The organism is Rhizobium sp. B230/85, assembly GCF_019355735.1.
Taxonomy (GTDB): domain Bacteria; phylum Pseudomonadota; class Alphaproteobacteria; order Rhizobiales; family Rhizobiaceae; genus Rhizobium; species Rhizobium rhododendri.
Window position 1 is genome coordinate 1,832,723 of the sequence record NZ_CP072156.1, and the last position, 16,504, is coordinate 1,849,226.

The following is a 16,504-nucleotide window of genomic DNA, read 5'->3' on the forward strand; positions in this document are numbered from 1 at the left end:
CGCGGGGTAGGATTGGGATGTCGCCGATGGGATTGCTCGACAGGGATGCGCCCCTCGGCACCCGCATATTCTGGATTGCCTGCGTCGCGATAACCCTGCTCGGCCTTGCGTTGCGGCTGCCCAACCTGGCTACCCGGTCGCTGTGGCTGGATGAGGCCTATACTGCATGGTTTGCCGCCCAGCCGCTGCGTGCGCTGTGGACCGACGTGCCGCTCTACGAAACCCATCCGCCGATGTACTATACCCTCCTCAAGGGCTGGACGATGCTGTTCGGCAACTCGGAGGCCGCCCTTCGCATGCCGTCGGTGCTGGCAAGCGTCGCCACCATCCTGCTGGTGGCGGGAGCCGGTCGCATCCTCAATGCCGGTCCACGTGGCGACCGGATTGCACTGCTGGCGGCGCTGCTTCTGGCGATCAACGCGGGCAGCATATACTATGCGCAGCAGGCGCGGCCCTATGCGCTGGAAACCTTTGCCGCATCCATTGCCATTCTCTCGGCGCTGGTGCTGCTGCAGCGGCTGCGGGCCGGGGCTGAACAGTCTTTTCTCCTGCGCCCTCTCGTGTCACCGATTGCAGCGCTGGGTCTCTCTACGGCCGCAACCATGTGGCTGCACGACACCGGTATCCTGGTCGCCCTCGGGATATGGGTCGGGCTGATAACGTCGCTGCTTGTCTTCATTCCCGGTTGCCGGGCAGGGCAGGCACTGGCTGTCGCCTTGCCGGGCGTCCTGGCGCTCCTGCTGTGGTCGCCCTTCCTGCCGATGTTCATCCGGCAAAATTCCGGCATGGCATCGCTTGCCTTCTGGATCACCTTCTCACCCTGGGATCTCTTGACCGCCTGGTTCCTGATCGCAGGCGGTTATCTGCCCTTCATTCCCGCCGTGCTGCTGTTCTTCGCCGGTATGGCGTCGGTCTGGCGCAATCAGCGGCCACTGGCAGCGCTCATCTTGGTCGTGGTGCTCCTGCCCTGGGCGACAATGCTGGCGATCAGCTATTTCATAAAGCCTGTCTACATCGACCGCCTGTTCGAATGGATGGCGCCGACCGTGCTCGGATTGATCGCCATCGGCATGCTGACCAGAAGCCGCTGGTCAAGCCTGCGACTGGTGACGGCCGTGCTGTTCATCGGCATGTGCCTGATGTCGACCAACGCAGTCTATCACCTCGATACAGAGGACTGGCGCGGCCTCGTCGCATCCATCGCGGCAGATGCCGAGCCCGGCGATCTGGTCATAGCCTCCCCGAACGAACTCGATGCTCCCATGCGGTATTACATTGCCCGCACGCAGCCATTCCCGGATCTGATGGTGCTGCCGGCGCCGTTTCCAGCGCTCGGTATGCCACGCGTCTACGTCAGCAATCGCGGCGCGCCGAAAATCATGCCCGAGGATCGTCAAAAGGTTAGGGCAGCTCTGGAGACGCACCGACGCGTCTGGCTGATCGAGCGGGCAACCGATCTATACGATCCGCAGGGCCTGATCCGCGCCGAGATCATGGCCAGCCGCCACAAGATATCGTCGCGCATCAGCGACAGCATCTCGCTCGATCTGTTCGAATGAGCGATGCAATCTGCTTCCCCTACCGGGATGTCCAATTAATGAAGCTAGAAACCGTCGGCTCACGAAGGATTGACTCGCCTGTTTACGAAATATGCTCCGAATCGCTCTATCGACTGTGTTTGACGGCTCGCTGCATGCTAGGGGCGAGCCCTGATTCTCTAGGAGTGCTTAGTACGTGCGGTTGCCTTCGACCTTTCGGACCATCGGCCAGACCATTGGCGTCTTCAGCATTGCGGCGCTCCTCGGCAGCGCCGTGCCAGCCTCTGCCGTCCAGCAGTCGGGCTCCTTCCCGTCCTGGCTCGATGCCCATGTCGGGCTCGGGCCGGGCCAGATTGCGCGACCTGTCCTGAAGCGCGCCCGTGCTCTCTACCAGCAGCGCGTCAGCGAAGGCAGGGTCCGGAACCCATGCTATTTTGCGATGGATGCCACCAAGCCGAACGATCCCGGCAGCGAAACTTCCGGTGGCCGCTTCTACATCATCTGCGAGGCCAGCCAGTCGTTTCGCGCGATCGCAGCCGGCCACGGCAGCGGTACGAAGCTTCCAGGCGTCGTCGATTTCTCCAACGGCCGGGAATGTGCCCGCAATTTCGGCAACGCCATGGACTCCAACCTGACGACGGGTGGCTCCTATGTCACCAGCGAGGTGAAGACGTCCTTCAAAGGATATTACAAGTCATCGGGCGTCAAGGACGCTGTCTTCATGCGGTCCTTCCTCCAGTTCGACGGCGAGGGGGATACGGCGAATGCGCGCGCCCGCGTTATCGGCGGTCACGCAGCCGCGAAGGTGGCCGCCATGTGCATGATGAAGGCCCCGGCGAGTCCCTACGCCAACAAGGACGGCTATGTGCCGTTCGGCAATCTGGTCAACTACGCCGGCGGCCGCAGCAATGGCTGCACCAGCTGGTCGCCGACGGATGCCAACCAGGTCATCTCCATGGTTAAGGACAACCCGACGACGCTTTATATCTATCCGGAATCATCGGATATATCAGCCGTTGCCAAGGCTGCTGCGTCCCATGCATCGCTGTCGCAAGCGGGGCTGTACTGGAACGATCAATGCCTGCAGAAGATCGGCACCCCGAAATTCTGGTCGAAGACAACTCTCGAGCCAGTTATCGCCAAGTACAAGGCCGATAATCCCCCGAAGCCCGGAAAGCCGCTTCCCGTCTGCGCACCGCAATAAACGGTTACAGGAAACGGTGGACCTGAGGTCCGTGGGGCTTCCAGTCTAGCGGAAGATGCCATCCAGCGCCGGCATGCCGAGCACGGCGGAGGTGCCGATCAGCGCATAGCAGATCCATCGGAAGGTGCTTTCGCGGGCGAGGCCGAAGAGCCTCGTTCCACCGTAAAGCCCGAGCACATAGCTCGGCAGGATCACAACCGTCAGCGCGAACACCTGCGCCACGAACAGGCCGCTGGTATAGTAGCTGACGACGCTGAGAATGGTCGAGATCGAGAAGTACAGGATGATGTTGGAACGGACGCGGGTAAAGTTGCTCTTGCCACCGAGCCAGAAGGCGACGACCGGCGGCCCGCCAAGCTGGGCCGCACCACTGAACAACCCGGCAATGAAACCGACCGCCGCCGTCAACGGCCGCGTAGGCTCGCCATGGTAGCGCCAGCCGGATACCAGCAGCGTCAGCAGGCAGGCAGCGATTGCAGTGATCAGCCAGCGCAGCAGGAGAGGATCCATCAGCGCGAGAACGGCAGTGCCGAGCGGTACCCCGATGATAGCCCCGACCGCCATCGTCACGACCTCGCGCCGGTTTGCCAGATGAAAGGCCGGACGTACCATGCCAAGCGTCGCCAGCCCGTCGACCACCAGCAGCACCGGTGAGATCAATCTTGGGCCAATCAGTGCACCACCGAGCGGAATGAGGATCAGCGCCGCGCCAAAGCCCGAAAATCCGCGCGCAAGACCGGCAACGAGGGCGATGGCGACAAGCGCCACCAGACCATGTGCAGGCAGGGATGCGATAAACCAGGCGTCAACGGCAGCCCGCAGCGCATCCAGAGACATTTCTTGGCTTACTCCCGGGATTTCAGGCGGACAGCATCAGGTCCATGTTCTGCACGGCAGCACCTGAAGCGCCCTTGCCGAGATTGTCGAGCAGCGCCACCAGATTGACCTGGCTGCCACCCGGCGTCCCGAACACAAATAGCTTCATCGTATCCTTGCCGGCCAGTTCGACCGCATCGACGCGGGGCTGGGCGCGGCTGGCATCAAGCGACACCACCTCGACGATATCCTGTCCGGCGTAGTAATCCGTGAGCGCCGCGTGGATGGTTTCCAGCGTCGTTCCTTGCGCCAAGGCATCCAGATGCAACGGGACCTGGACGATCATGCCCTGCGGAAACTTGCCGACCGACGGCGAGAAGAGCGGTGCGCGGTCGAGCAGTCCATGGGTGGTCATTTCAGGCACATGCTTGTGATTGAGCGGCAGGCCATACAGGAAGTGCGGCGAGGAGATCGAGTCAGGCCGGCTCGGGTCTTCCATCTGGGCGATCATCTGCTTGCCACCGCCGGTATAGCCGGAGACCGCATTGACGGTAACGGGATAGCCATCAGGCAGCATGCCGGCAGCCCTCAGCGGCCTTATCAGCGCGATGGCACCGGTAGGGTAGCAGCCAGGATTGGCGACGAGACGCGCCGCCGCGATCTTGGCGTCCTGGCCCTTGGCCATCTCGGCAAAGCCGTAGGCCCAGTTCGGGTCTATACGGTGAGCCGTCGAGGTGTCGATGATGCGGACATTGTTGTTGCCGGACACCATGGCCACCGCTTCGCTGGAAGCATCGTCCGGCAGGCAGAGAATAGCGATGTCGGCGCTGTTCAGCATATCTTCGCGAATTGCCGCATCGCGCCTCTGTGCTTCCGGGATCGACAGCAATTCGACATCGCGACGATCGGCCATGCGCGTGCGGATCTGCAGGCCCGTGGTGCCGTGTTCGCCATCGATGAAGATTTTCGGTGCCATGATCGTCCTGCACTTTCAAAGGGTTCGCGTGATTTACGGAATCAATATGCCATCAACTTGATTCAGAATGATAACAACCGCCTCAGCGGCCTGTCGCCAGTCGCCCGGCATACGATCCGAGCATATACATTGCCACCGTGGCGCCCGCAATGGCGGTGATATCGGCGTGGTCGTAGGCTGGCGCCACCTCGACGACATCCGCGCCCCGGATATCGAGCGATGACAACCGCTGCAACACCGATAGTATTTTGGCGCTCGACGGGCCCCCGGCGACAGGCGTTCCGGTGCCGGGTGCATAGGCAGGATCGAGGCAGTCGATGTCGAAGGTTAGATAGGCCGGCGCACCGGCGGTGCGGGCGAGGATCCGGGCGGCGATGTCGGATGCTGTCATGTCCTCTACTTCGTAGCCATGGATCATCTCTATGCCGCAATCCTCCGGCGCCTGGGTGCGGATGCCGATCTGGATCGAGCGGGAGGCATCGATCAACCCGTCGCGTACCGCCCGCCCGACAAAGGAACCATGATCGATGCGCCCGGCCTCGTCAGTCCAGGTGTCCTGATGGGCGTCGAACTGCACCATTGCCAGCGGCCCGTGCCGCGCGACATGGGCTTTCAAGAGCGGCCAGGTAATGAAGTGATCGCCGCCGAGTGTCAGCAGGAAGGCACCGCTGTCGAGCAGCGTGTTGGCCTGGCGTTCGATGGCAGCAGGCGTGGCTGCGTGGTTGCCATAGTCGAGCAGGCAGTCGCCGTAGTCGATGACAGACATTTCGGCAAAAAGGTCGCGGGCGAACGGATACTGTGGATCGTTGTCAAAAATCGCCGAAGCTCGCCGGATCGCCTGCGGCCCAAAGCGGGCGCCGGGGCGATTGGAGGTGGCCGCATCGAAGGGGATGCCCCAGACGACGGCATCAGCGCCCGTCGGGTCCTTGCTGAAACGCCGGCGCATGAAGGAAAGGGCGCCGGCGAAGGTCGGGTCGCTGGCGGCCGAGGTGGGGGAGGTTGCGGTGAAAGCATGGTCGATGGATTTATTGGCCAAGCTAAGCCCCTGAAGTTCTTGTCTTGATTGTGGCGGTTGGATTTAAACAGCTTCGGTGCTGTTTTCACGTCAAGTTCGGACTGTAAATCAGCAACAGGGCAGCGACCAGTCATCGCTTCGGTGTTAGGCGGCGTTCTGATCTGCGGAGACGGATACTTTCAACCCGAGCGCCTTGATAACGCCGAAGAAGGTCGACAAACGCGGATCACCGGCTTCGCTGAGTGACTTGTAGAGCGCTTCCCGGCTCACGCCTGCGTCTTTGGCAACAGCTGTCATGCCGACGGCCCGCGCGACATCTCCGAGCGCATGCGCAATCACCGCTGGATCGCCATCTTCAAAAGCTGCCTCCAGATACATCATGCGGTCGTCAGCTGTTTTCAGATGGTCGAGGACATCGAAACGAGTGGTTTCCAAGGGCATTCAGATCTCCTTTGCCAGTTGCTGGGCGAGGGCTATGTCACGGCTTTGCGATGATTTGTCGCCGCCGCAGAGAAGAATGACCAGTGTCTCGCCGGACCTTGCGAAATATATGCGATAGCCGGGACCATGGGGTACTCGCATTTCGCTGACACCATAGCCGACAGGCTTGACATCCCCCGGATTTCCAAGCTCGAGTCGTCAGATGCGGACGACGATACGCTTGCGGGCCTGGTCGTCGCGGAGCGCATCCAGCCATTTCGCGAACATCAGGGTCTGACGCACCTCGATCATGCGTGAACTATAGTTCACGAAATTATTTTGTCAAAATGCCATTCACTGCCGATACAAGCTCACCACAACGAAAAAAGGCGGCGCCGAAGCACCGCCTTTCCGAAGTCCGAAGACCACAAGCGATTAACGCTTGGAGAACTGGAACGAACGACGGGCCTTCGCCTTGCCGTACTTCTTACGTTCAACAACGCGGCTGTCGCGTGTCAGGAAGCCACCCTTCTTCAGAACGCCGCGCAGGCCGGGTTCGAAGTAGGTGAGGGCCTTGGAGATGCCGTGACGTACGGCACCGGCCTGGCCGGAGAGACCGCCGCCAGCAACCGTGGCGATGATGTCGAACTGGCCGTCGCGGGCAGCAGCGACGATCGGCTGGCGCAGGATCATCTGCAGAACCGGACGTGCGAAATATGTTGCGAATTCGCGGCCGTTGATGATGATCTTGCCGGAGCCTGGCTTGATCCAGACGCGGGCAACGGCGTTCTTGCGCTTGCCGGTGGCGTAGGAACGGCCGAGCGAGTCGACCTTGCGAACGTGAACCGGAGCAGAAGGCTGTTCCGAAACCGTGCCGAGATCCTTCAGGGAAGAGAGGTCAGCCATACTCAGGCGCTCCTTGTGTTCTTGCTGTTCAGCGCGGCGACGTCGAGAACGGTCGGCTGCTGCGCTTCATGGGGATGGTTGGAGCCGGTGTAGACGCGCAGGTTCTTCATCTGGCGACGGCCGAGCGGGCCGCGGGGAACCATGCGTTCGACAGCCTTTTCGAGAACGCGCTCAGGAAAGCGGCCTTCGATCAGCTGGCGAGCGGTACGCTCCTTGATGCCGCCGGCATAACCGGTGTGCCAGTAGTAAACCTTGTCTTCGTACTTCTTGCCGGTGAAGACGACCTTCTCGGCATTGATGACGATGACGTTGTCGCCGTCGTCGACGTGCGGAGTGAAGGTAGCCTTATGCTTGCCACGCAGACGCATTGCGATAACAGAAGCGAGACGACCAACGACGAGCCCTTCGGCGTCGATGATGATCCACTTCTTCTCCACCTCTGCAGGCTTCTGGGAGAAGGTTGCCATGTTGTATACTCTCTTTTAGGACCCAGAACCCGAAGGTCAGGGCGTTTCTTGTTGCTTGAATTGGAAAGGCTTGGCCCGGCCAAAAAGAAAGCAGCCCGGAAAGGCTGCGTTTCTGCTGCGGCTTTTAGGGGAAAGCCCATCTCAGGTCAAGATTGGCATTTCGAGAGGGGGTTAAAAATAGTCAATGATATCAACGCTCTAGAGATGTGGTATATCAATACCACAAAATTCTCTGCGTCTGATATTTTCTGTGACTGAAGGTAAAGGCAATCATTTCATCAAAAGTAAGCTTGAAAAGCTTCCACCTCGCGACAACAAGCGTCTACCAAAGAGGGTAAGCTCGAGTGCTCTTGTCGCTAGGCGAGCAACAAAGAAACCTACGTTCGTCCACTGTCACAATGTTGCAATGCACCAAAGGCGGTAGCGGAATATCTGTGGCAACTATAAGATGTTACTGATGGATACCAGAACAAAAGTAGTCCGAAACGGGACAATTGATAGAACCTTGTCCCGCTCCAATTTGGCTCGCTCTTTATCACTCTCAGCTGCGCTCGCTGGCGGTTTCGGAGCTCAAGATAGGCGGCGTACCAAAATCAACGGTCGGGTATGATCTCGTCGTCGTCCAGTTCGCTTGTCGAGTGACAGGTGTAGACCGGACAGTTTTTCGTGTCCTTCGTCGGCAGCGTGTCTTCGAAAGCATATTCGCCAAAATTGCAGGCCCCGCGGTCGCTGACGTAGCGGTCGTAAAGCGTCAGGTTTTTCGTTCGTTCCGCAGGGTGACGGAAAATCACGGCGCGTTCGCGGCCGATCAGCGCCTGCGCTGCCGAGCAACTGTATGACATGGAGTTGTAGCGATTGATCGCCAGTGCGGGCGTGGCCATAGATGCTGCCAAAACGCCGAGTAGGATGATTTTTTGCATGAGACTGTCCTCACAGGTTCGGTTCATGCCTATATACGCACAAGCGGCGGGCTAGTTTCCGCTGGATACGACAAAAACGTAACTGTGATCGAAGCTGGAGATGTCAGCAATGAACCACGACCGTTATGACGATTCCTATATCGCCGACATTCTGCACAGCGTGAAGACCATCGCACTGGTCGGCGCGTCCCCGAATGCTGCACGCCCGAGCAATGGGGTGATGGGCTATCTGCTGGCCAAGGGCTATCACGTGATCCCGGTCAATCCCGGCCTGGTCGGCAAGGAAATCCTCGGCCAGCCGGTGTTCGGCAAGCTTGCCGACATTCCAGAGCCTGTCGATATGGTCGATGTGTTTCGCGCGCCTGAATACCTGGATGCCGTTGTCGAGGACGCGTTGGCGCTTCCGGCCAAGCCGCAGGTTATCTGGTCGCAGCTCGACATCCGCGACGACGCCGCCGCAGAAAAGGCCGAGGCGGCCGGCGTCAAGGTGGTCATGAACCGCTGCCCGGCAATCGAGATCCCTAGGCTTGCTGCCGCCTGATTGATTGCGCCTCGAGTGGTAGGATTTTCTCCGCTTCAGGCGGGATTGAGAAAAGATCGCGATGAATTTGCATCGCTGTCGCGCTATGGTCGCCCTTGAGATTTGAGGGAGGACTACCATGGCGACCATCAACCCAGGCTTCGATACGCTGGCAATCCATGCCGGTGCACAGCCCGACCCGACGACCGGCGCGCGCGCGACGCCGATCTACCAGACGACGGCCTACGTCTTCAGCGACGCGGATGCCGCAGCTGCCTTGTTCGGGCTGCAGCAGTTCGGCAACATCTACACCCGCATCATGAACCCCACCCAGGCCGTGCTCGAGGAACGCGTCGCCGCGCTTGAGGGTGGCACGGCGGCGCTGGCGGTGGCATCCGGCCATGCGGCTCAGCTTCTGGTGTTCCACACCATCATGCAGCCGGGCGACAATTTCGTTGCGGCAAACAAGCTTTACGGCGGTTCGATCAACCAGTTCGGCCATGCCTTCAAGAACTACGGCTGGCAGGCGCGTTGGGCCGATCCGCTGGAGCCCGAGAGTTTCGAGAGCCAGATCGATGATCGCACCCGCGCAATCTTCATCGAGAGCCTTGCCAATCCGGCCGGAACCTTCATCGACATTGCAGCCATCGCCGCCGTCGCCCATCGCCACGGCCTGCCGCTGATCGTCGATAATACGCTGGCCAGCCCCTATCTGATCCGGCCGCTCGAACACGGCGCCGATATCGTCGTGCACTCGCTGACAAAATTCATGGGCGGGCATGGCAATTCGATGGGCGGCGTCATCGTCGATGGCGGCACCTTCGACTGGTCCGCATCCGGCAACTATCCGATGCTGTCGGCGCCGCGCCCGGAATATAACGGCATGGTGCTGCATGCGACCTTCGGTAATTTTGCCTTCGCCATAGCCTGCCGCGTTCTTGGCCTGCGCGATCTCGGTCCGTCCATCGCCCCGTTCAATGCCTTCCTGATCCTCACCGGCATCGAGACGCTGCCGCTCCGCATGCAGCGCCATTGCGACAACGCGCTTGAAGTCGCCAACTGGCTGAAGCGACACCCCAAGGTCGCATGGGTCAAGTATGCCGGTCTTGCCGACGATCCCAACCATGCCTTGCAGCAACGCTATTCGCCTAAGGGTGCCGGCGCCGTCTTCACCTTCGGCCTGAAGAACGGCTACGAGGCGGGAAAGACCTTCGTCGAAAGCCTGACGCTGTTCTCGCATCTCGCCAATGTCGGCGACACGCGCTCGCTTGTCATCCACCCCGCGTCTACCACCCACAAGCAACTGACCGACGAGCAGAAGATCGCCGCCGGTGCCGGTCCCGATGTGGTCCGGCTGTCGGTGGGTATCGAGGATGTGAAGGACATCATCGCCGATCTCGATCAGGCGCTGGGGAAGGTGTAGTGGGGAAGAAGGTATAGTCACCCAATTGTTTGCGACTATTCTTTTATCACGACCGTTGCAATCAAGTGGTTTAGTTGAGAACAGTTTCCAAAATACTTAATTGCATGATTTCGGCTGCCTGCCTTAAGAACCCTACTACCAACGGCAGCCGACCAGCCAAGCCAGTCCGATTGCCCCGTGGACAGTACATTATGTCTCAATTCAGTTAAGCCATATCGAGAATCTGGAATTTCTAAAATTTTTGCTCGCGATATTGGGGTTGCAGATAAATGATTGTATAGAAGATCAATCAACGCCGACGCCCTACTTGTATTCATGAGGTGGTCCTCAAGTATAGATGCGAACCAAAACAGCTGGAACTCCAAAAGTCTAGGTGAGGAGTGGGTGATTTCTTCAATGGATTTGGCAAGAAATTCTTTATCGGCAACTCCGGAGCAAAAACTATAAACACTTTTCGTCAAGTTAGGAAAGTTTCTAATTATATCAGGCAATCTGCCTTCGACTTTTTCTGCGTGGTCGCGCATAATGGTGAGAATAAGCTCGGCATCTTCTTCCTCAATATCTGGTTGAGCGAGTATGTCATTTACATATGCGAGTTCCGCGTCGGTCAGCGAGAATTTTAAAGTAAAAGAATCCTCTTCGCCCTCGCCATCGTAGCCGGTGGCAATTGCTATTCTTCGACGTTTAAGCAATTTTTCCTTCACGGCATCAATTTTATCTTCACGATTTAGATGTTGTGCAGATTTTCGGCTTGTTTTTTGCGGATTTACTGACAAACCCTTGTCTGCCAGCAAATTTTGAACCATTATAAAGTCATTCGTTATTGTATTCTTATTGTCTGAAAATAAATATATGTCGTCCATAAATCTTATTATTTTACTCGATTTAAGCCCATGGTAATTTTCTACAAATCGCAGAAAGTCGTTTCCTATCATTTTGGCCGGATAAAGCCCCTGTGGAAGGCAATCAACTGATCGTCCTGAGTTGATTTCGCGGAGCATCTGTCCGAAGCCATTGACCTCGTTCTCTGGCGCTTGCAACTCCCTGAACCAATTTACGACGTCATGGTGATAGATATTGTTAAAATAGGAAGCTACGTCGATGCTGATAAAGTGCTTGTAGCTTTTTGAGTACTCAGAAATGGCGCCTTTGAAAGCTTTATATGCCACTGTAGCGCTAATAGGCGCTCCCTCGTCGAACCTATAGCCGAAATGCTCTCTATCTTTTGAAAAAGGCTTTCGAAAGCGCGATCTGTTTTTGTAGACAGTGTCGTATAGAAAGTATTCGCTTACGGCATCGAGCTTTACAGTTCGGCGGAGATGGTGACCCGGTTTTGCGGCGTAAACTCGACGTTGTGGGAGAAATGAAAAAGCTTTCTCTTTGTCATCGAGGCATTTTTAGATAAACTCTGATAGTTCCTGTTGCCCGTTCTCTATTAAAAAGAGATTTGTCTTCAATGGAAACAGTGTTTTAGGAAAATCATTTCTATAGAAGTCCGCCGTGGAATTCACCGTCGTGGCCGAAGTAGTTGTTGGTTTTGGCATTGTTTTCGACGGCGGAAAAAAAGACGGTCTTGTTGGTAATTTGGGCATTTAGCGCCTTCCAGACTGATCCTGATAAGGTTCCAGCAATACAGGTTTTCCTGCTTTATTCAATCATAAAGAGAATAATAGTTGCGTTGGCTACTTGAGGTGGCCAGTGGGCGTGGGTTGCGCGCGTGTCAATGGCACTGCTTGGGCACAGATTTCGGGAAGTGCAGTTACGATCATTTCGGACTACGCTATAGTAACGAGGCGACCCATCCATTTGCGAGATGCCCATGCCCAACGCCCTCCGCTTCGATCCCGAAACCGTCGCTCCCGAAGAGGGGGCGCCCGCCGCAGACCGCGTGCTTTCCGGCAACCCCCAGTTTCGGACATGGAGCCTCGACGAGGCCGAGGGTGGCATTTACGCCGGCATATGGGAGGCGACTCCCGGATCGTGGCGCATCGTCTACGAGGAGTGGGAATACTTTTCCATTCTGTCGGGGTACTCCATCGTGACAGAGGATGGCGGCGAGGCGCATCATCTTCGCGCCGGCGACCGCATGGTCTTGAAACCCGGCTTCAGCGGAAGCTGGGAAGTGATTGAAACGACTCGCAAGGATTATGTCGTGCGGCTTTAGGATAGGGCGCAGGCTCCCGCCTGGCCGTTGCACTCGACGACGATGGCCTAGCTTCCGTGACGAGCGGCAGTCGCTGTCTGCCCAGCCCCATTGGCGCGGTCTGCATTCTCGATCCACGCGGCCGCACACGCCCTGAAAACCGTGTCATTTGGCCATCATCAAACTGTCATCAAACTGAAACATTGCAACTATAGAGCCATCCATGTCGCCGGAAGTGGCGGCCGTGATGGATCGATGGACGGTCCGTTTGTGGCTCCCTTCCGCCCGCCATCCGATCATCACTCAAGGAAGTGAGACCCTTATGTTGAATTTGAAAATCCGCACCCTCTGCCTGAGCGCAGGCCTGGTCGTCACCATGACGGCTTCGGCCATGGCTGCCGACATCACCGGCGCTGGTTCGAGCTTCATCGCTCCGGTTCTGTCCAAGTGGGCCGAGGGTTACAAGGCTGCAACCAACAACTCCGTCAACTACCAGTCGGTTGGTTCGGGCGCCGGCATCAAGCAGCTCCTCGACAAGACCATCATCTTCGGCGCTTCGGACAAGCCGATGAGCGACGCCGATCTCGAGAAGAACGGCATTGCCCAGTTCCCGATGATCTCCGGCGGCATCGTCGTTTCCTATAACGTCGAAGGCGTAAAGCCGGGCGAACTCATTCTCGACGGCACGACGCTCGCCGACATCTTCCTCGGCAAGATTGCCAAGTGGGACGATGCTGCGATCAAGGCTCTCAACCCCAACGTAAAGCTACCTTCCACGGCGATCTCCGTCGTTTACCGCGCTGACAGCTCTGGCACGACCTTCAACTTCACTGACTACCTCTCGAAGGTTTCGCCGGATTGGAAGTCGAAAGTTGGTTCCAACACGGCTGTTGAATGGCCGGTCGGTTTCGGCGCCAAGGGTTCGGAAGGCGTTTCCACAACCGTCAACCAGACGGCTGGTTCGATCTCCTACGTTGAATACTCTTACGTCGTCGCCAACCACATCGGTTTCGCGAAGATGAAGAATTCCGCCGGCAAGGTTATCGAGCCTAGCCTCGAAACCTTCAAGGCTGCTGCTTCGAACGCCGATTGGGCACATGCCAAGAACTTCAACCTGATCCTCACAAACCAGCCGGGCGAAAACAGCTGGCCGATTGCAGCGTCTACCTGGGTCATGCTTTACAAGAAGCCTGCCGATCCTGCCGCAAACGCAGAAGCCCTGAAGTTCTTCAAGTGGGCCTACGAGAAGGGCCAGAAGTCGGCGACCGACATGTCCTACCTTGCTGTTCCGGAATCAGTCGCCAAGGTCGTGGAAGAGTCCTGGAAGAAAGACTTCGGCACCAAGTAATCTGTGCTGACTGAAAAACGAGCGGCGGACAGGGTATTGCCCTGTCCGCCTTTAATGACAGGACAAGGAGAAAGCGATGGCTGATGCGACTCAGACGGCTGGATTCCAGACCATGGAAACCTCCGCCGTCACCAGAAAATTCCGGACGCAGGATCGGATTTTCTATTTCATGACGCTCAGCTCGGCTTCTTTTGTCGTGCTTCTGCTGCTGGCAATCCTGACCGTTCTGGTCGTGGATGCCTTGCCAACATTCCAGGCCTTCGGTTTCTCGTTCCTCTGGGGCACAAGGTGGAGCGCTCCCCTGGAGATTTACGGAGCGGTGCCCGCCCTGGTCGGCACGCTGGTGAGTTCGCTCATCGCGATGCTGATTGCAGTTCCGCTGGGCATTGGTATCGCCATCTTCCTGACCGAGCTTTGCCCCGGCAGCCTGCGGCGCCCGATCAGCACCGCCATTGAGCTCTTGGCCGGCGTTCCCTCGATCATCTACGGCATCGTCGGTCTGTTCATGATCGTGCCGCTGATGCAGACTTATGTCCTCCCATTCCTCATGAACACCGTTGGCCAGGTGCCGCTGATCGGGTCGCTCTTCCAGCCACCTGCACCGGGCGTCGGCCTTTTGACGGCAAGCCTCGTGCTGGCCATCATGATCCTGCCGTTCATCACGGCGATTGCCCGCGACGTCTTCACCACCGTGCCGCCGATGCTGCGTGAATCCGCGTACGGCATGGGCATGAGCACCTGGGAAGTGGCGCGCAACATCCTGATACCCTACACACGCCGCGGTCTCGTCGGCGGCATCATGCTCGGCCTTGGGCGTGCGCTCGGCGAAACCATGGCCGTCACCTTCGTTGTCGGCTCCGTCAGCCGCCTGCAGTCGTCGATCATCTCGCCGTCGACCACCATTTCCGCCCAGATCGCCAATAATTTCGGCGACGCCGACGGTCTGCAATTTTCGAGCCTGATGGCACTCGGTCTGCTCCTGTTCGTCCTTTCCTTCTGCGTGCTTGCAGTGGCGAGATGGATGATCGGCCGCGTCGACTCGTTTTGAGGAAGAAAGCCATGGAAAACGCAATTCGTCAGAGGATCATCTCGCGCCGCCATATGACGAACCAGGTCATGATGGCCTTGTCGTTTCTCGCTGCCATCCTCGGCATACTGTTCCTGAGCGTCATCCTCGTGACCTTGGTTTATCGAGGTGTCACGGCACTCAGCCTCGACGTGTTTACGATGTCGATCCCGGCCCAGGGCTCGCGCGGCGGCCTGCTGAACGCCATATACGGTACCTTCATCGTGACCGGTCTGGCGACCCTGCTGGCAGCACCGATCGGCATTCTTGCCGGCACCTACCTGGTAGAATTCGCCAACGGCAGCAAGCTTGCCGAGGTCGCCAAGTTCATCAACGACATCCTGCTCTCCGCACCCTCGATCATCATCGGCGTGTTCGTCTACGGTGTCGTGGTCGTGCCCATGCATGGGAACTCCGCCATCGCCGGCATCCTTGCATTGGCGCTCATCGCCCTCCCGGTCATCAACCGCACGACGCAGGACATGCTTCTCCTGGTGCCGAACTCGCTTCGTGAAGCAACGGCTGCCCTTGGCGCGCCGCGCTGGAAAGCGATGACGACTGTGATATACAAGTCTGCCTGGTCGGGCATCCTGACGGGTATCCTGCTGGCCGTTGCCCGTATCAGTGGCGAGACCGCGCCGTTGCTGTTTACGGCCGGCTATAGCAAGTTCATGCAGGGGGGGCTAACCGGTCCGATCGCCACGCTGCCGGTTGCCATCAACACGCTGGCCGCTGATGCCGGTGAGGATCTGAAGCAATTGGCCTGGGCAGGCGCGCTGATCATCACTGTCGCCATTCTGGCCCTCAATATCATTGCCCGTTTTCTGAGTGGGCGCCGCCAGTGACGCAGCCGCCGAACGATAGGAATAAGACCATGAACATGAGCGACAACAATTTCCTGAGCGTTAACGCACAGTCGGGCAAGGGCGCAGTCTCCGCTTCGGATATTGGTGACCTTCCGAAGCTCGATGTGAAGAACCTCGATTTCACCTATCAGAACGGCCATCGCGTTCTGAAGGGTGTGAACATGAGCATCAGTAAGAATGCCGTGACGGCGTTCATCGGTCCTTCCGGCTGCGGAAAGTCCACGCTGCTGCGCACCTTCAACCGCATGTATGATCTTTATCCGGGCCAGACGGCTTCTGGGGAGATCCTGCTGGACGGTCGCAACATCCTCAGCAAGGACGTCGATCTGAACGATCTGCGTGCCAAGGTTGGCATGGTGTTCCAGAAGCCGACGCCGTTCCCGATGTCGATCTATGAAAACGTCGCTTTTGGCATTCGTCTCTATGAGAAGATTTCCAAGGCGGAGATGGATGCGCGCGTCGAACAGGCGCTGACCGTCACGGCGCTGTGGGGCGAAGTGAAGGACAAGCTGCACCAGAGCGGCCTCGGACTCTCCGGCGGCCAGCAGCAGCGTCTCTGCATCGCCCGCGCCATCGCTGTGAAACCATCCGTCCTGCTGTTGGACGAACCCACATCGGCACTCGACCCGATCTCGACCGCCAAGATCGAGGAACTGGTTGCGCAATTGAAGGGCGATTTCACCATCGTCATCGTCACGCACAACATGCAGCAGGCCAGCCGTATCTCCGACAAGACCGCCTTCATGTATCTCGGCGACCTGATCGAATACGGCGCCACCGACCAGATCTTCCAGGCGCCGAAGAACAAGCGTACCGAAGACTACATCACCGGCCGCTACGGCTGATATCTGCCTGTATCGTATTGCAGATGGCGCT

16 protein-coding genes and 2 pseudogenes are annotated in these 16,504 nt (G+C 58.1%); 9 read left to right on the top strand and 9 right to left on the bottom strand.

Features of this window, described 5'->3' with window-relative positions:
- The first annotated feature begins 26 nt into the window (after positions 1–26).
- The gene (locus J5289_RS08860) at positions 27–1,559 is read left to right on the top strand and encodes a glycosyltransferase family 39 protein (protein ID WP_209183453.1); all 1,533 of its coding nucleotides are present in this window, start codon (positions 27–29) and stop codon (positions 1,557–1,559) included.
- 229 nt (positions 1,560–1,788) lie between these two features.
- A complete protein-coding gene (locus J5289_RS08865; protein ID WP_257623403.1) occupies positions 1,789–2,742 on the top strand; it encodes a murein L,D-transpeptidase catalytic domain family protein in 954 nt (317 codons plus the stop codon).
- A 45-nt stretch (positions 2,743–2,787) separates the two neighbouring features.
- Here the strand turns inward: J5289_RS08865 and J5289_RS08870 are convergent, their stop codons facing one another.
- The 8 genes and pseudogenes from J5289_RS08870 to J5289_RS08905 form a co-directional block, all read right to left on the bottom strand.
- Complete coding sequence (locus tag J5289_RS08870; RefSeq protein WP_209183455.1) at positions 2,788–3,579, bottom strand: sulfite exporter TauE/SafE family protein; 792 nt, start codon at positions 3,577–3,579, stop codon at positions 2,788–2,790.
- A gap of 22 nt (positions 3,580–3,601) precedes the next feature.
- Positions 3,602–4,534, bottom strand: a complete 933-nt coding sequence (gene argC / locus J5289_RS08875) for an N-acetyl-gamma-glutamyl-phosphate reductase (RefSeq protein WP_209183457.1) — start codon at positions 4,532–4,534, stop codon at positions 3,602–3,604.
- Positions 4,535–4,616: 82 nt separating this feature from the next.
- The gene (gene speB, locus J5289_RS08880) at positions 4,617–5,570 is read right to left on the bottom strand and encodes an agmatinase (protein WP_209183459.1); all 954 of its coding nucleotides are present in this window, start codon (positions 5,568–5,570) and stop codon (positions 4,617–4,619) included.
- A 123-nt stretch (positions 5,571–5,693) separates the two neighbouring features.
- Positions 5,694–5,990 (bottom strand): addiction module antidote protein, encoded by a 297-nt coding sequence (locus tag J5289_RS08885; RefSeq protein ID WP_209183461.1) that lies wholly within the window; start codon positions 5,988–5,990, stop codon positions 5,694–5,696.
- Positions 5,991–6,281: pseudogene (locus tag J5289_RS08890) on the bottom strand (type II toxin-antitoxin system RelE/ParE family toxin).
- A gap of 123 nt (positions 6,282–6,404) precedes the next feature.
- Positions 6,405–6,875, bottom strand: a complete 471-nt coding sequence (gene rpsI, locus J5289_RS08895; protein WP_111220548.1) for a 30S ribosomal protein S9 — start codon at positions 6,873–6,875, stop codon at positions 6,405–6,407.
- Between the two features lie 2 nt (positions 6,876–6,877).
- Complete coding sequence (gene rplM / locus J5289_RS08900) at positions 6,878–7,342, bottom strand: 50S ribosomal protein L13 (RefSeq protein WP_111220549.1); 465 nt, start codon at positions 7,340–7,342, stop codon at positions 6,878–6,880.
- Between the two features lie 593 nt (positions 7,343–7,935).
- The gene (locus tag J5289_RS08905; protein ID WP_142829518.1) at positions 7,936–8,262 is read right to left on the bottom strand and encodes a hypothetical protein; all 327 of its coding nucleotides are present in this window, start codon (positions 8,260–8,262) and stop codon (positions 7,936–7,938) included.
- Positions 8,263–8,371: 109 nt separating this feature from the next.
- Here J5289_RS08905 and J5289_RS08910 point away from each other — a divergent pair, with 109 nt between their 5' ends.
- Both J5289_RS08910 and J5289_RS08915 read left to right on the top strand, forming a co-directional pair.
- Positions 8,372–8,803, top strand: coding sequence for a CoA-binding protein (locus tag J5289_RS08910; protein WP_209183463.1), 432 nt, complete (start codon positions 8,372–8,374; stop codon positions 8,801–8,803).
- 118 nt (positions 8,804–8,921) lie between these two features.
- Positions 8,922–10,205 (top strand): O-acetylhomoserine aminocarboxypropyltransferase, encoded by a 1,284-nt coding sequence (locus J5289_RS08915; RefSeq protein ID WP_209206585.1) that lies wholly within the window; start codon positions 8,922–8,924, stop codon positions 10,203–10,205.
- A 35-nt stretch (positions 10,206–10,240) separates the two neighbouring features.
- Here J5289_RS08915 and drt5 read toward each other — a convergent pair.
- Positions 10,241–11,542: pseudogene (gene drt5, locus J5289_RS08920) on the bottom strand (antiviral reverse transcriptase Drt5); the annotation flags it as partial.
- A 482-nt stretch (positions 11,543–12,024) separates the two neighbouring features.
- Between drt5 and J5289_RS08925 the strand changes: the two are divergent.
- From J5289_RS08925 to pstB, 5 genes are all read left to right on the top strand, one after another.
- The gene (locus tag J5289_RS08925; RefSeq protein WP_209183469.1) at positions 12,025–12,369 is read left to right on the top strand and encodes a cupin domain-containing protein; all 345 of its coding nucleotides are present in this window, start codon (positions 12,025–12,027) and stop codon (positions 12,367–12,369) included.
- Between the two features lie 301 nt (positions 12,370–12,670).
- A complete protein-coding gene (pstS, locus tag J5289_RS08930; RefSeq protein ID WP_209183471.1) occupies positions 12,671–13,696 on the top strand; it encodes a phosphate ABC transporter substrate-binding protein PstS in 1,026 nt (341 codons plus the stop codon).
- A 76-nt stretch (positions 13,697–13,772) separates the two neighbouring features.
- Positions 13,773–14,744: a phosphate ABC transporter permease subunit PstC gene (pstC, locus tag J5289_RS08935; protein WP_142829508.1), complete on the top strand. Its 972-nt coding sequence runs from the start codon at positions 13,773–13,775 to the stop codon at positions 14,742–14,744.
- 11 nt (positions 14,745–14,755) lie between these two features.
- Entirely contained in the window at positions 14,756–15,607 is an 852-nt protein-coding gene (pstA, locus tag J5289_RS08940) for a phosphate ABC transporter permease PstA (protein ID WP_142829506.1), read from the top strand.
- A gap of 29 nt (positions 15,608–15,636) precedes the next feature.
- The gene (gene pstB, locus J5289_RS08945; RefSeq protein WP_142829504.1) at positions 15,637–16,473 is read left to right on the top strand and encodes a phosphate ABC transporter ATP-binding protein PstB; all 837 of its coding nucleotides are present in this window, start codon (positions 15,637–15,639) and stop codon (positions 16,471–16,473) included.
- Positions 16,474–16,504 lie beyond the last annotated feature (31 nt).

Bases quoted from the DNA above. Each gene is read 5' to 3' on its own strand.
- J5289_RS08870 (WP_209183455.1), bottom strand. From the start codon at position 3,579: ATGTCTCTGGATGCGCTGCGGGCTGCCGTTGACGCCTGGTTTATCGCA.
- J5289_RS08885 (WP_209183461.1), bottom strand. From the start codon at position 5,990: ATGCCCTTGGAAACCACTCGTTTCGATGTCCTCGACCATCTGAAAACA.
- pstS (WP_209183471.1), top strand. From the start codon at position 12,671: ATGTTGAATTTGAAAATCCGCACCCTCTGCCTGAGCGCAGGCCTGGTC.
- J5289_RS08860 (WP_209183453.1), top strand. From the start codon at position 27: ATGGGATTGCTCGACAGGGATGCGCCCCTCGGCACCCGCATATTCTGG.
- argC (WP_209183457.1), bottom strand. From the start codon at position 4,534: ATGGCACCGAAAATCTTCATCGATGGCGAACACGGCACCACGGGCCTG.
- rpsI (WP_111220548.1), bottom strand. From the start codon at position 6,875: ATGGCTGACCTCTCTTCCCTGAAGGATCTCGGCACGGTTTCGGAACAG.
- pstA (WP_142829506.1), top strand. From the start codon at position 14,756: ATGGAAAACGCAATTCGTCAGAGGATCATCTCGCGCCGCCATATGACG.
- pstB (WP_142829504.1), top strand. From the start codon at position 15,637: ATGAACATGAGCGACAACAATTTCCTGAGCGTTAACGCACAGTCGGGC.
- J5289_RS08925 (WP_209183469.1), top strand. From the start codon at position 12,025: ATGCCCAACGCCCTCCGCTTCGATCCCGAAACCGTCGCTCCCGAAGAG.
- J5289_RS08915 (WP_209206585.1), top strand. From the start codon at position 8,922: ATGGCGACCATCAACCCAGGCTTCGATACGCTGGCAATCCATGCCGGT.
- J5289_RS08910 (WP_209183463.1), top strand. From the start codon at position 8,372: ATGAACCACGACCGTTATGACGATTCCTATATCGCCGACATTCTGCAC.
- pstC (WP_142829508.1), top strand. From the start codon at position 13,773: ATGGCTGATGCGACTCAGACGGCTGGATTCCAGACCATGGAAACCTCC.
- rplM (WP_111220549.1), bottom strand. From the start codon at position 7,342: ATGGCAACCTTCTCCCAGAAGCCTGCAGAGGTGGAGAAGAAGTGGATC.
- J5289_RS08905 (WP_142829518.1), bottom strand. From the start codon at position 8,262: ATGCAAAAAATCATCCTACTCGGCGTTTTGGCAGCATCTATGGCCACG.